Below are 13,516 nucleotides of genomic sequence, written 5' to 3'. Positions count from 1 at the left end.
CGTAGGAGCCTGCGATCTTTAAAAAAACCTGAATACAAGGACACACGTGAAAGCCAGATCCGATGAGTTGCAGGTTTTCGTCTGCGTGATCGAATGCGGTTCGATTTCTGCGGCGGCCGAACAGGTTGGGCAAACGCCCTCGGCGGTCAGTCGCACGCTGTCGCGTCTGGAGGCCAAGCTCGACACCACGTTGATCAACCGCACCACGCGGCGCATGGACCTGACCGAAGAGGGCAAGTACTTCTTCGAACAGGCCAAGCGGATTCTCGACCAGATGGACGAACTCGAAGAGCGTCTGTCCTCGCGCCACAAAATACCTTCCGGGCGGCTGCGGATTAACGCGGCGTCGCCGTTCATGCTGCATGCCATCGTGCCGTACATCGATGAGTTCCGCCGTTTGTACCCGGACATCCAGCTGGAGCTCAACAGCAACGACCTGATCATCGACCTGCTGGAGCAAAGCACCGACATCGCGATCCGCATCGGGCCGTTGGTGGACTCGACCCTGCGCGCACGCTCTTTGGGGTGCAGCCCGTTGCACATCCTCGCCAGCCCCGCGTACCTGGAAAAACACGGCACGCCGACCTCCGTTGCCGAACTGGCCGATCACTCACTGCTCGGCTTCACCCAGACCGAAAGCCTCAACCACTGGCCGCTGCGCCATGTGCACGGCGACCGCTGGCAGATTCAGCCGAGCATCAGCGCCTCCAGCGGTGAAACCCTGCGCCACCTGGCATTGGAGGGGCAGGGCATTGTCTGTCTGTCGCACTTCATGACCATCGATGACATCAAGACCGGGCGGCTGAAGCTGCTATTGGCGCAGGCCAACAGTGGTTATCGCCAGCCGATCAACGCGGTGTACTACCGCAACTCACAACTGGCCCTGCGCATTCAGTGCTTCCTGGACTTCATCCAGGGCAAGTTGGCCGGTTACGCGAACGAGGTGTTTGAAGGCTGATCCTGGCCATCGAGAGCAGCGGTCGGTGCTCACGTTCTGTCTCATGAAAATACTCACTGCTCATTTTCATTAATCACGACACGGCATATCCATCAGCGACATTTCTTGTCTCTATACGAAAATAACTTTCATGAGGTTTGAAAGCTTCTCCTCGAAATGATTTATGGGTTTCACAACACATCGACGTGACCCTTTTTCGAGGAGTACCGCATGGCACCGTCCTTCGGCTATTGGCTGCTGGTTTATGCCGCTATCGCCATCATTGCGCTGATCGTTCTGATCGCCCGTTACCGACTCAATCCGTTCATTGTCATCACGATGGTTTCCATTGGTCTGGCGCTGCTCGCCGGGATGCCACCGTCGGGTGTGGTGGGCGCGTATGAAGCGGGAGTCGGCAAGACCCTGGGGCACATCGCGCTGGTGGTGGCGCTGGGTACGATGCTTGGCAAGATGATGGCCGAGTCCGGTGGTGCCGAGCAGATGGCGCGCACGCTGATCGAGCGCTTCGGCGAGAAAAACGCGCACTGGGCGATGGTCTGCATTGCCTTCCTGGTGGGCCTGCCGCTGTTCTTTGAAGTCGGTTTTGTGTTGCTGGTGCCGATTGCCTTTACGGTGGCGCGGCGGGTTGGCGTGTCGATTCTGATGGTCGGTTTGCCGATGGTTGCCGGGCTCTCGGTGGTCCATGCGCTGGTACCGCCGCATCCGGCAGCAATGCTCGCGGTGCAGGCCTATCAGGCTTCGGTGGGGCAGACGCTGCTCTACGCGATTTTGATCGGCATCCCGACTGCGATTATCGCTGGCCCCCTTTACGCGAAGTTCATCGTGCCGCGCATTCAGTTGCCAGCGGAAAACCCGCTGGAACATCAATTTATCGACCGTGAGCCACGGGACCGCTTACCGGGTTTCGGCATCACCGTGGCGACGATTCTGCTGCCGGTGGTGCTGATGCTGATTGGCGGCTGGGCGAACCTGATCTCCACGCCGGGCAGCGGTTTCAACCAACTCCTGTTGTTCATTGGCAATTCGGTGATCGCCCTGTTGCTGGCGACGTTGTTGAGTTTCTGGACCCTCGGTCTGGCCCAGGGTTTCAACCGTGAATCGATCCTCAAGTTCACCAACGAATGCCTGGCGCCAACCGCCAGCATCACCTTGCTGGTGGGCGCTGGCGGTGGCTTGAACCGGATTCTGGTGGACGCTGGCGTGACTGACCAGATCGTCGGCCTGGCCCATGAATTTCAGTTGTCGCCGCTGGTGATGGGCTGGCTGTTCGCGGCATTGATGCGGATCGCCACGGGGTCCGCGACCGTGGCCATGACCACCGCTTCAGGCGTGGTAGCGCCGGTGGCGATTGGTCTGGGGTATCCCCATCCGGAACTGCTGGTGCTGGCGACAGGCGCGGGCTCGGTTATCTTTTCTCATGTCAACGACGGTGGCTTCTGGTTGATCAAGGAGTACTTCAATATGACCGTGACCCAGACCTTCAAGACCTGGACGGTGCTAGAGACTTTGATTTCGGTGGTCGCGTTCGGCCTGACGCTTGGGCTCTCCTATGTGCTTTGAACAGCAGGTGCGCTAAATGGACATCCTCTACCAGATTCGCGCACGTCAGGATTCCTTCAGCGCCGGCGAAGGGCGGATTGCCCGATTGATGCTCGACGATGTGGGGTTCGCCGCTTCGGCGAGCCTCGACGAACTGGCACTGCGAGCCGAAGTCAGCAGCGCGACGCTCTCGCGGTTTGCCCGCAGTGTCGGCTGCCGTGACCTGCGTGATTTGCGCCTGCAACTGGCCCAGGCCAGCGGGGTCGGCAGCCGCTTCCTTGACCCCGCGGGGAAGCCGGAACAGTCGGCGTTTTATCGGCAGATCGTCGGCGATATCGAGTCGACACTGCGCCAGCATTTGTCGGCGTTCGATGAGTCGCGTTTCTCCGATGCGGTGAAGTTGCTGGGCAAGGCGCGGATGATTCATGCGTTCGGCATGGGCGGATGCTCGACACTCTGTAGCGATGAGCTGCAAGTGCGGCTGGTGCGCCTCGGCTACCCGATTGCCGCCTGTCATGACCCGGTGATGATGCGCGTGACCGCCGCATCCTTGGGCGCGGAGCACGCGCTGATCGTCTGTTCGCTGACTGGCATCACCCCTGAACTGCTGGAGGCTGTCGAGTTGGCGCGCAGTTACGGCACCCGCATCCTGGCGATTACCCTGGCCGACTCAACGCTGGCGCAATTGGCCGATGTAGTGCTGCCGCTGCAAAGCGCCGAAACCTCGTTCATCTACAAACCGACGGCGGCGCGCTACGGCATGCTGTTGGCGATCGACGTGCTGGCTACCGAGCTGGCGCTGGCTCAACCTGAAGACAATCAAGAGCGTCTGCGGCGGATCAAACTTGCCCTCGACGACTACCGTGGCGGCGATGATCATCTGCCGCTGGGAGACTGATATGCACTACCACACGTTGATTCGCAACGCCGTGATCATCGACGGCAGCGACACGCCGGGTTATCCCGCTGACGTGGCGATCATGAATGGGCGTATCGAGCGCATTGGTGACTTGCAGGGTGCCAGCGCCGATGAGGAAATCGACGCGGCCGGACGAGTGCTCGCGCCGGGTTTCATCGACGTGCACACCCACGATGACACCGTGGTGATTCGTCAACCGCAGATGCTGCCCAAACTCAGCCAGGGAGTGACCACGGTGATCGTCGGCAACTGCGGGATCAGCGCCTCGCCGGTGAGCTTGCGCGGTGATCCGCCGGACCCGATGAACCTGCTCGGCACGTCCGCAGCCTTTGTTTATCCACGTTTCAGCGACTACCGCGCAGCAGTCGAAGCGGCCAATCCAACCTTGAATGTGGCGGCGTTGGTGGGTCACACGGCGCTGCGCAGTAATCATCTGGACGACTTGTTTCGCACCGCTACACCCAGCGAAATTGCGGCCATGCGTGAGCAACTGCGCGAGAGCCTGGAGGCCGGTGCGTTGGGTTTGTCCACAGGGCTGGCCTATGCCAGTGCTTTCTCGGCGTCTACTGACGAAGTCATGCAACTGACTGAAGAACTGACGGCGTTCGGTGCGGTTTATACCACCCATTTGCGCAGCGAGTTCGAGCCGGTGCTGGAGGCCATGGACGAGGCATTCCAGATCGCTCGCCACGCGAAAAGTCCGGTGATTATTTCCCATCTCAAATGCGCGGGTGCCGGCAATTGGGGGCGCAGTCCGCAGCTATTGGCCTCTCTTGAACACGCGGCGAAAAGCCACCCGGTGGGCTGCGATTGTTATCCCTATGCGGCGAGTTCCTCGACCCTGGACCTCAAACAGGTGACCGACGACTTTCGCATCACCATCACTTGGTCGACGCCACACCCTGAAGTGGGCGGCCGCGACCTGTTGGACATTGCCGCCGAGTGGGGTGTGCCGCTGCTGGACACGGCCCGTCGACTGCAACCGGCCGGGGCGGTGTATTACGGCATGGACGAGGCGGATGTGCGGCGCATTCTGGCCCATCCGTTATCGATGATCGGCTCCGACGGTTTGCCCGAGGACCCGTTCCCTCACCCGCGTTTGTGGGGCGCGTTTCCACGGGTGCTTGGGCACTTCAGTCGGGATCTCGGGCTATTTCCGCTGCACACGGCGGTGCACAAAATGACCGGGCTGTCGGCGGCGCGTTTCGGCCTGAAAGAACGCGGTGAAATATGCGAAGGGCATTGGGCGGATCTGGTGCTGTTCGACCCGTTGCGCGTACGCGACGTGGCGGATTTCAACGACCCGCAACGTTCGGCCGAAGGCATTGACGGGGTGTGGGTCAATGGGGTCTTGAGTTACCGCGAGGGCAGGGCGAGCAACAGCAGGGCTGGGCGTTTTCTAGCGCGAGAAGGGGATTTGCGTACAGGCTTTCATTGATTGTTGACGATCTTTTGATCCAGGTCTCACAGTGGCACTGTGCAATTAAAGAAAGGCTCCCCCAAGCCGAAGCGCTGTCATGCAACCCACCTATAGTGCGGCCTTTCAGTTTGGGAGAAGTGCAATGAGCTTCGGTAAAACCACCCCGATCCTGCGGATCTTCGATGAAGCCAAGGCGCTGGAATTCTACGTCGACTTCCTCGGTTTCACGCTCGACTGGCAGCACCGTTTCGAGGCGAACTTCCCGCTCTACATGCAGGTGTCGCGAGGTGAATGCGTGCTGCACCTGTCCGAGCATCACGGCGACGCTACGCCGGGTTCGGCGCTGCGCATCGAGACTGATGAGCTGGAAGTATTCCAGGAGCAATTGCTGACCAAGCAATACCGCTTTGCTCATCCACAGATTCAGGCCATGCCCTGGGGGAGCCAGGACATGACCATCAGTGATCCGTTCGGCAATCGGTTGGTGTTTACCAATGCGATCAGTGTTTGAGACCGCTCACCTGTAGATGCATGGCTTGCCAGCGATGGCGATCAGACGCCATTGCTGGTAAACAGAACGCCGCCCGGCCGCTCCTGCAAATGCGTGAGAGCCGGTTTGCGCAATGTGAACGATCACACCCTGAAGTGACTCACCATCATCTGCAACTGATTGCCCAACCGTGCCAGTTCAACGCTGGACGCGGCGGTTTCATCACTGGCGGCGGCGGTCTGCTCGGAGACGTCGCGCACGTTGATAATGCTGCGGCTGATCTCTTCGGCCACCGCACTTTGCTGCTCGGCAGCGGCGGCGATCTGCTGGTTCATCGACTGAATGTTCGACACTGTGCGGGTGATGTTTTCCAGTGACACGCCGGCCTTGCGGGTCAGCTCGACACTGCTGTTGGTCAGACTGCGGCTATTGTTCATCACTGCGGCCACTTGCTGGGTGCCGTTCTGCAGGCCGGCGACCAGACCTTCGATTTCTTCAGTAGATTTCTGCGTGCGTTGGGCCAGGCCACGCACTTCGTCAGCGACCACGGCGAAACCGCGGCCGGCTTCACCGGCGCGCGCCGCTTCGATGGCAGCATTGAGCGCCAGCAGATTGGTCTGTTCGGCGACGGCCTTGATCACGTCCATGACGCTGCCAATTTTGTCGCTTTCCTGTTGCAGCACGGTCATGGCTTCGGTGGAACGCACCACTTCGCTGGCCAGACGTTCGATCTGCGCGATCGCTTCGTTGACCACTTTATCGCCTTCGCGGGCTTCACCGTCAGCCGCTGCTGCCGCTTGCGACGCTTCTTCCGCGTTGCGTGCAACTTCCTGCACCGTGGCCGTCATTTCGTGCATGGCGGTGGCGACCTGATCGGTTTCGATCTTCTGGCTGTTGACCCCGGCACTGGTTTCTTCAGTCACGGCCGACAGCTCTTCAGCGGCGCTGGCGATCTGTGTGACGCCATCACGGATGCCGCTGATCAAGTCGCGCAGGGTGACGCCCATCCGTGCGATGCCTTGCTGCAACACGCCAAGTTCGTCACGACGGGTGACGTGGACGTCATGGGTCAGGTCGCCACCGGCGATACGCTCGACCACAGCCAGGGTTTCGCGCAGTGGGCGGGTGATCTGCCGGGTGATGGTCACGGCCGCGACTACGCCGACCAGCAACGCCAGTAGCGTGCTGATCAGTTGCAGGGTGCGTGCCTGGGTGCTTTCGATATCACGGCGATCAAGCTGGATCTGATACAGCGCGTCACTGCGCGCAACGATGTCATTGCCCTGGACGGTCATTTCCTGGCGAGCCTGGACCGCGTCGCTGTTGGCCGCTTTGTAGGCCTGCAATGCGCTGCGGTAATTGAGCAGTGCGCTTTGCAGCTGACGCAATGCATCTTGCTGGGTGTCGGCGAAATGCGTGTTGAGTGTTTTCAGGCTGGCGATGGCCGCGTCCAGTTGGGCGATGGCTTTTTGCTCGGTGGTCGGATTGCTGTCATCGATGTAACCGCGAACTTCGTAGCGGGCGAGCTGAAACTGTTCCTTGGCCCCGGTAATGGCCAGGAACTGCTCGAAGCGTTGATCGCTCAAGGGCATCTGGCGCACGCGGGTGTCGATGTCACTGATCAGCGTGTTGGCGCTTTCGGCATTCTCACCCATGGTCTGACGCTCGTTGCTCACGGTCCGATAGGCGTTGCGCATTTTGTTCAACGATTGCTGGTAGGCATCGATGACCGTGCCCTGCTCATTGAGCAGTTTGAGGTTTTCCGGGCTCTTGAGGCTCGACAGCAGTTTTTGCTGCTGGGCCTTGAAGCCGTCGAGGGCAGTTTGCACGGTCTGCGCCACGGTTTCGTCGCCGCCGGCCAGCATATACTGCAAACGGGTAACCCGCAGTTTGGTCAGACCCGCGTTGAGCTGAGTGATATCGCTCATCCAGTTGCTGCGGTCGATCAGCCCACTCAGGCTGGTCCAGCTGGTCAGGGCGAGAATGCACGTAAGGGCCAGCACCAGGCCGAAACCCAGGCCCAGTTTCAGGTTGACGCTGATGTTGGCGAACCAGCTATTCATCAAAAATTCCTCCAGGAACGTTGCGCTTCTTGATCGTCAGTTGGCTGGAAGATTGTTTTTTTTAGAGGCCAGCAGAATTGAGTTCGTAGGGGGGTATCGGCGGCAGACGCCATAGCTGAAACGTTTTTTGTAACGAGAAAATACGGGGTATGCTCATCGGTTGAACATTTTTTCACATTCGTTTCACTGGGTACTTATGCGTCGACGTTTAAAGTCCGTCGTACAATCGGGCATTCGAGCGTCAGAGGTGGTTTGAAGGTGGAGTCAAGACGCGGTCTTGTGGGTATCAAGCGTTCACTGAATGTGGGTGGGCTCACTCGCGTTAAAAGGATTGCCATTGTGTTACTGGCGGCACTCTTTGTTATCGCGCTGACGGTCTGGCTGCTCCGTCCCGTCGGCCCGGCAGACCTGGCCCACGGCAACTTTTCCGGGGACAAGGCCTTGGCGGCCAGTTGGGCCAAGGGCGATACGATTGTGCTGATCCGTCATGTTGAGCGATGCGACCACTCCAGTGCCCCTTGCCTGGACAGTGCCGATGGCATTACCGAGCGCGCGCGTGCGGTAGCTGTCGGGATTGGTTCGCAATTCGCCCACCTGGGCCTGACTAACGCCGATATCTACAACAGTCCGTTGACGCGGACCGTGCAAACGTCGCACTACATGTTCAACACACTCGGCAGCGCCCAGGATTGGCTCTTCAACTGCAAAGGCACGATGCTGCGTGACGTGCTTGCGCACAAGGTCGCCGGTCGTAACCTGGTGCTGGTCACCCACAGCGAGTGCATGGCGCAACTGGAAAAAGAACTGAAGCTGCCGACATCGCCGACCCCGGGGTATGGTGCGTCACTGTTTTTTACGGTTGATACCGCGCAAACCAACCCGAAGCGACTTGGGCTCATCGAAGCCTCTGATTGGCAATCGGTCGATATCAAATAGCCTGACGGGTTGATTCTCCCTGGGCACTTTCGCCAGACAATAAAAAACGGCACCTGCATCAGGTGCCGTTTTTTTTGCTGGCCGTTTTAGTGCGCGACGAAATAGTAATCCTGACGTCCCACCAGCATTTGCTTGAGAACCTTCAACGGTGCCTTGGGTTCAGTCTCGCTGGCAATCAGCGCCACATGCGTGGGAGAGGCTGCGAGAAACGCCGTCAGCTCGGCTTCGGTCTGCAAGTCCTTGAGCAGGGTATGGGTGTAGAACACCGTTGCCCCAGCGGTCCGTTCGTTCGCCTGATACAGCGCCACTTCCTGGCCGTTGGCTTGCATGGTCTGGATTTGCTCAGTCAATGGCAGGAACGACAATTTGCGGTCGGCACGCGGGACGACCCATTGGGCAGCGGCCAGATAACTGACGATCAGCACGCTGATGATACCGATCGCGATACCGCGACGATTGCGGGCGATTTTGCCGAGCAACGTTGATGCTTCGGTGTGCTGGCGTAAGCGCTCGTACAGCACGGCCGCATATTCCGCGGCCAGTACGGCGGCGGCCGGTGTCAGCGACATCAGGTACACCGTGCGCTTGCTCGACGCGAGGCTCACCATTAAGAACTGGGCGAGCAGCCACAGCGTAAAGAACAGCAGGTAGCGATTGTTCGCCAGGCTCTTACGGAAATGCCACAACCCCAGGTATACCAGGATGTTCCACGGCAGGAAGGCTTCCGGCAGTTTGGCCAGGTAGTAATAGAACGGCTCGTAGTGACCCGCTTCAACGAACGAACCGTCGAAGCGCCCGATGCTGTTGGTCAGCAATACCTCGGCCAGCGCCTGCGAACCACCGCGCTGATAGAGCATAAATAGCCAGATCACCAAAGGGATCAGCCCGAGGAGGGTCGCCAGTGCAGGCCCCATCCAGCGCGGCAGGCTGAAGCGTTTATCGATCAGGCTTTCGGCCAGCAGATAGGCGAAGATCACCACGCCCGGCATTGCCAGACCGAGCACGCCTTTGCTCAACGTGGCGATGGCGATGCCGACAGCGAACAGCAGCCAGCTACCCATGGCGCCACGCTGTTCGGCCTGTTGGCGATGGGCCTGATAGAACGACAGCAGCGCCAGGGTGACGCCGAGGCTCAGCAATGCGTCTTCGCCAACACCGCGAACGTTGCCCCAGTAACTGGCCATGGTTGCCAGCATGATCCCGGCGACCCAGGCGATGGTCGTTGGACGGCCGAATCGGCGCAGCATGCTGTACAGCAGCATCACGCTGAACAACCCGGCGAAGGCCGAGGCCAGGCGCACCGCCAATGGTGTGCCACCAAACGCACGGATCGCCCCGGCATCGAGCCAAAGGCTCAGCGGCGGTTTCTCGAGAAAGGGCTGACCGAACAGACGCGGCGTCACCCAGTCGTTATCCAGGTGCATTTCCATCGCAATCCCGGCAACCCGGGGTTCGGTGGAACCTTGCAACTGGTGATTGCCGAGGGCGAAGAAGAACAGCAGGCAAGTGAGTAACAACAGGAGTGGGGCAGGGCGTGACATAGGCATCAGGCTACCGAAGGATGAGGGCCGAGATTAAAACAGGACTCGGAAGTATACGAGGCCACTTCTTAACAAAATGTGAATTGGAAACATTATTGACAAGGATGACCGGTTTAAAGCTCGGCAGAACCGGGTTGGTCACCCTTTGCATCATATGACGAGTGTGTCTACGGCAGATGATCCGCGGCAAAGTCGGCTTCCGAGCGGGCCTGTAGCTTGCCTTTGCGGCAGGCCTGTTGAAAGCGTTCGAAGTCGCGCTTGTTCTGGTCGGAGTAGGCCTTGGCGTACTTGAACAGTGCATCGGCCATGACGTCGCTCTTGCCTATGTAACCGCTGATCTGCGCCGCTTGCCCGCTGGCTTTGGCGTGGGCTCGAGCCAGGGCTTTGCCACAGATGTGGCCATACGCGGAAAAAGTTTCGGCATCGAAGGTTTCCAGCTCCGCCGATATTTTCATGTCCCGTAGCTGGCGCACGTAGAAGTGCTGGCCATTGGGGCTGGTGGTCCAACCGAGAAACAGATCGCTGGCCGACTGCATCAGGCGCTGGCCTTCAACCACGCGCTGGCCGTTATGGCGTATCCGCGATTTGGCTTTGACGTAATCGGCGAGCACCGAGCGGCGTGCTTCCTTGAGCTGCAAAAACAGCGGTCGCTCCTGATCGTCGGTCAGCAAAGCGACCAGGAAGCTTGCCACCAGCCGTTTCAGGTCCCACTCCCAGGGGCCAGGGTGAACTTCGTCGAAGTCGTTGACGCTGAACAGCAGGTTGCGTTCCGGCGTGCCAAAACCACCGAAGTTCATCAGGTGACAATCGCCGCAAATGGTTGAATGCAGCCCCATGTCTGGCGTACCGGACAGGTCGTGGGCGTGCAGCAGGGCATTGCCGCGATAGAAGGCGAAAGGCGAAACCAGCATGCGCCCGAAGCGCAATTCGTTCAGCGAGCGGATTCGCCCTGCACTGGAGGCTTTGATCAAGGGCAGCGGGTCGCGATCAGTCTTCCCGTGCATCGCCTGAGCGTTGCGGGAGCACTGCTTGCGAGCATCCTTGCCCTGCTTCAGACGGTCTTTGAGGGTGGTCATGAGGTTCCTTTCGAGGTGGGCTGAAAGGCTGGCGCAGACAGGAAAGGCGCCGCTTGGCGAAGTGTAGAACCCGTTTGAAAAGCTAGCAGGAATCCTTGTGAAAGCCAGCGGTTGGGGCTTTTTCAGACCTTCATATGAGAGGTGATAAGCAGCTGGTTTGATCTACAGAAAGTTACGTTAAGTGAAACCTTCCGTTGAGTCCGAAGCGTGTCTTCCTCAGGACAACAAAACCTGCGCCTGCAATCGTCGCCCAACAACATCCAGCAAATCGCAACCATCGCGCAGTGAAACCACCAGCGCACGCGCCAGTTCACTGTGAATCCCCTCGCCGGTGGCGACGTTTTCCAGCAACTGGGCAGACGAAGAGGTGCTGAACGGAAAGGGGCTGATTTATCTTGATTTGAGTCGAATGCTCGACAATAGATCGGCCCACTTTTCGTGGGTGCTGAATAGGCTCAACCGGCGAGCATTCCCCAAAACATCGCGACGACAGCCAATGCCATCGCCAGCGAACAACTCCAGCCCAGAAGCCGCAAGCTTGGTCGAATGACGAAGTTGCCCATGATGTCCTTGCGCGATGCCATGAACATCATGGTGAACATGATCGGCACGGCCATGACGCAGTTGATCACGGCGCTCCACAGCAACGCCTTGATCGGGTCAATGGGCGCAAAGCACAGCAGAACGCCCAGCAACGTTGCCGCGGCAATGACGCCGTAGAAGCCTTTGGCGGTTTTTGGCTCGTCTGCCAGGCTGTTTTTCCATTGAAATGCCCCGGCCATTGCGTAGGCGGCGGAACCTGCCAGCACGGGAATAGCCAGCAAACCGGTGCCGATGATGCCGGCACTGAACAGCCAGAAGGCAAACTCTCCGGCGATGGGACGCAGGGCGCTCGCCGCTTGTGCAGAGGTCTGGATATCGGTCATGCCGTGCATGTGAAGCGTGACGGCCGTGGTCAGCATGATGAAAAACGCGATGATGTTGGAAAACGCCATTCCAATGATCGTGTCGGTTCGGATCCGCCGGAAATTGACCTTTGCCTGCTCTGGAGCCTCGATCAGCGAGCGTGCGTCTGGACGAGCCTCCATTTCTTCCACTTCCTGGGAGGCCTGCCAGAAGAAAAGATAGGGGCTGATGGTTGTGCCGAAAATGGCCACGACCATGGTGATGTATTCCGGTTTCCAGGACAGGTGCGGCCATACCGTCTGCAGAGCCACCTTGCCCCAAGGGATCTGCACCGCAAATATAATGCCCACGTAAGCCAGCAATACCAGGGTCAGCCACTTGAGTACGCGCACATAGCGGCTGTAGGGAATGAACATCTGTAGCAGTAACGAAACCACCCCGAAGCCAACGGCGTAGAAATGAGACGGCCCACCGATCAGCAACTTCGTGGCACTGCCCATTGCGGCGACGTCGGCGGCAATGTTCACGGTATTGGCGATCAGCAATAGCCCGACAATGGAGAGCAGAAAGGGCTTGGAGTAATGTCGACGAATGTTGGTTGCCAGCCCGTGACCGCTGACCCGACCGATTTTGGCGCTGATGATCTGAATGCCGACCATCAGGGGGAACGTCAGTAACAATGTCCAGAGCGTGTTCAGGCCAAACTGCGCGCCGGCTTGCGAGTAGGTTGCGATACCACTGGGGTCATCGTCGGCGGCGCCTGTAATCAGCCCCGGTCCCAGCTTTTTCAGCCACGAACCATGAGCAGCAACCGCTGGCTTGGAGACGAGCTCTTCGTTGTTCATTGTTGTTGGCTCCACGAGGCGGCTGGATGCCACATACAGCTGTGACTGGCGGCTTTTGCGGGGAGTTCCCTGATCGTACTTCCTCGGCTCTCGACCTCTGCGCGAGTATGGAAACGACTTCTCTTTGTGGCTTGTCTGGAGGGCCTTGTCCGTCAACTCACAACAATAATCTTCGAGACCAGCTCCGCACTGTTCTTGGCCTGCAGCTTTTTCATCAGGCGTGCGCGATGGACTTCCACTGTTCTGTGGGAAATCGCCAGTTTTTTTGCCACTTCCTTGCAGGTCAGGCCGTTGACAATGTGCATCGAGATTTCGCGTTCGCGGGGCGTGAGGTTTACCGTCGCGTGGTGCGGCCGGTCCATGCGTTCGAAGTGCCAAACCATCAGTTTGAACGGATCGTCCGGGGTCAGGCTGTAGCCGTGCGACCTGGCCCAGAACACCTCACCGCTTTTGTGTTGCATGAAGCGCTCATCGGAGTAAGAGCCGCTCTGGCTGTTACGCAACCAGTTCTGGCTGCGATTGCCGATAGTCTTGTAGTCCGCCTGGGAGGGGTAGATCAACAGGGTCAGATGACCCAGAAGCTCTTCGCGTTCGTAGCCAAACAACTCCAGGAATGCTTCGTTGCAGTCGAGCATCACACGGTTGCCGGTGATGAGCTGCGGGGCGGGTGACACCTGGAACGCCAGACGCTCAAGGTCTTTCAGTTGCTTTGCGAAGACGGTCATTGGGCATCCTGCCTCGATTTAAATCCGCTACTGACGACACTGTGGGTCAGTGCGGTTACTTATCCGTGTACGTAGTTGCACGAACTAGCGAGCGGTCC

Annotated in this window: 11 protein-coding genes and 1 pseudogene; 6 read left to right on the top strand and 6 right to left on the bottom strand. The window is 58.9% G+C overall.

Annotation, left to right across the window (positions count from 1 at the left end; genetic code table 11):
• The first annotated feature begins 46 nt into the window (after positions 1–46).
• The 5 genes from BLL42_RS10020 to BLL42_RS10000 all read left to right on the top strand — a co-directional run bounded on the left by BLL42_RS10020 (position 47) and on the right by BLL42_RS10000 (position 5,347).
• The gene (locus BLL42_RS10020; RefSeq protein ID WP_071551914.1) at positions 47–958 is read left to right on the top strand and encodes a LysR family transcriptional regulator; all 912 of its coding nucleotides are present in this window, start codon (positions 47–49) and stop codon (positions 956–958) included.
• 210 nt (positions 959–1,168) lie between these two features.
• Positions 1,169–2,518 carry a GntT/GntP/DsdX family permease gene (locus tag BLL42_RS10015; RefSeq protein WP_071551913.1) on the top strand — a complete coding sequence of 450 codons (1,350 nt, stop codon included), beginning with the start codon at positions 1,169–1,171 and terminating at the stop codon, positions 2,516–2,518.
• Between the two features lie 16 nt (positions 2,519–2,534).
• The gene (locus tag BLL42_RS10010) at positions 2,535–3,395 is read left to right on the top strand and encodes a MurR/RpiR family transcriptional regulator (protein WP_071551912.1); all 861 of its coding nucleotides are present in this window, start codon (positions 2,535–2,537) and stop codon (positions 3,393–3,395) included.
• Position 3,396: 1 nt separating this feature from the next.
• Positions 3,397–4,854 (top strand): N-acyl-D-amino-acid deacylase family protein, encoded by a 1,458-nt coding sequence (locus BLL42_RS10005; RefSeq protein ID WP_071551911.1) that lies wholly within the window; start codon positions 3,397–3,399, stop codon positions 4,852–4,854.
• A 124-nt stretch (positions 4,855–4,978) separates the two neighbouring features.
• The gene (locus tag BLL42_RS10000; protein ID WP_071551910.1) at positions 4,979–5,347 is read left to right on the top strand and encodes a glyoxalase superfamily protein; all 369 of its coding nucleotides are present in this window, start codon (positions 4,979–4,981) and stop codon (positions 5,345–5,347) included.
• A 122-nt stretch (positions 5,348–5,469) separates the two neighbouring features.
• Here BLL42_RS10000 and BLL42_RS31005 read toward each other — a convergent pair whose 3' ends face one another.
• Positions 5,470–6,183: a methyl-accepting chemotaxis protein gene (locus BLL42_RS31005; protein WP_408004022.1), complete on the bottom strand. Its 714-nt coding sequence runs from the start codon at positions 6,181–6,183 to the stop codon at positions 5,470–5,472.
• A 144-nt stretch (positions 6,184–6,327) separates the two neighbouring features.
• Positions 6,328–7,254: pseudogene (locus BLL42_RS31000) on the bottom strand (methyl-accepting chemotaxis protein); the annotation flags it as partial.
• A gap of 393 nt (positions 7,255–7,647) precedes the next feature.
• Between BLL42_RS31000 and pmrG the strand changes: the two are divergent.
• Positions 7,648–8,325 (top strand): lipopolysaccharide core heptose(II)-phosphate phosphatase PmrG, encoded by a 678-nt coding sequence (gene pmrG, locus BLL42_RS09990; RefSeq protein WP_071555729.1) that lies wholly within the window; start codon positions 7,648–7,650, stop codon positions 8,323–8,325.
• Positions 8,326–8,411: 86 nt separating this feature from the next.
• On the opposite strand, the gene BLL42_RS09985 is transcribed toward pmrG, so the two are convergent.
• The 4 genes from BLL42_RS09985 to BLL42_RS09970 form a co-directional block, all read right to left on the bottom strand.
• Complete coding sequence (locus BLL42_RS09985) at positions 8,412–9,866, bottom strand: ArnT family glycosyltransferase (protein ID WP_071551908.1); 1,455 nt, start codon at positions 9,864–9,866, stop codon at positions 8,412–8,414.
• A 167-nt stretch (positions 9,867–10,033) separates the two neighbouring features.
• Positions 10,034–10,942, bottom strand: a complete 909-nt coding sequence (locus BLL42_RS09980) for a DUF2252 family protein (protein ID WP_071551907.1) — start codon at positions 10,940–10,942, stop codon at positions 10,034–10,036.
• A 455-nt stretch (positions 10,943–11,397) separates the two neighbouring features.
• Positions 11,398–12,693, bottom strand: a complete 1,296-nt coding sequence (locus BLL42_RS09975; protein WP_071551906.1) for an NRAMP family divalent metal transporter — start codon at positions 12,691–12,693, stop codon at positions 11,398–11,400.
• Between the two features lie 152 nt (positions 12,694–12,845).
• Positions 12,846–13,418: a LuxR C-terminal-related transcriptional regulator gene (locus BLL42_RS09970; RefSeq protein WP_071551905.1), complete on the bottom strand. Its 573-nt coding sequence runs from the start codon at positions 13,416–13,418 to the stop codon at positions 12,846–12,848.
• Positions 13,419–13,516: the final 98 nt, after the last annotated feature.

This window comes from Pseudomonas frederiksbergensis (assembly GCF_001874645.1).
Taxonomy (GTDB): Bacteria; Pseudomonadota; Gammaproteobacteria; order Pseudomonadales; family Pseudomonadaceae; genus Aquipseudomonas; species Aquipseudomonas frederiksbergensis_B.
This window is presented reverse-complemented; position numbering and strand designations above follow the sequence as displayed.

Bases quoted from the DNA above. Each gene is read 5' to 3' on its own strand.
- BLL42_RS09985 (WP_071551908.1), bottom strand. From the start codon at position 9,866: ATGTCACGCCCTGCCCCACTCCTGTTGTTACTCACTTGCCTGCTGTTC.
- BLL42_RS10015 (WP_071551913.1), top strand. From the start codon at position 1,169: ATGGCACCGTCCTTCGGCTATTGGCTGCTGGTTTATGCCGCTATCGCC.
- BLL42_RS31005 (WP_408004022.1), bottom strand. From the start codon at position 6,183: ATGCACGAAATGACGGCCACGGTGCAGGAAGTTGCACGCAACGCGGAA.
- BLL42_RS10000 (WP_071551910.1), top strand. From the start codon at position 4,979: ATGAGCTTCGGTAAAACCACCCCGATCCTGCGGATCTTCGATGAAGCC.
- BLL42_RS09970 (WP_071551905.1), bottom strand. From the start codon at position 13,418: ATGACCGTCTTCGCAAAGCAACTGAAAGACCTTGAGCGTCTGGCGTTC.
- BLL42_RS09975 (WP_071551906.1), bottom strand. From the start codon at position 12,693: ATGAACAACGAAGAGCTCGTCTCCAAGCCAGCGGTTGCTGCTCATGGT.
- BLL42_RS10010 (WP_071551912.1), top strand. From the start codon at position 2,535: ATGGACATCCTCTACCAGATTCGCGCACGTCAGGATTCCTTCAGCGCC.
- BLL42_RS09980 (WP_071551907.1), bottom strand. From the start codon at position 10,942: ATGACCACCCTCAAAGACCGTCTGAAGCAGGGCAAGGATGCTCGCAAG.
- BLL42_RS10005 (WP_071551911.1), top strand. From the start codon at position 3,397: ATGCACTACCACACGTTGATTCGCAACGCCGTGATCATCGACGGCAGC.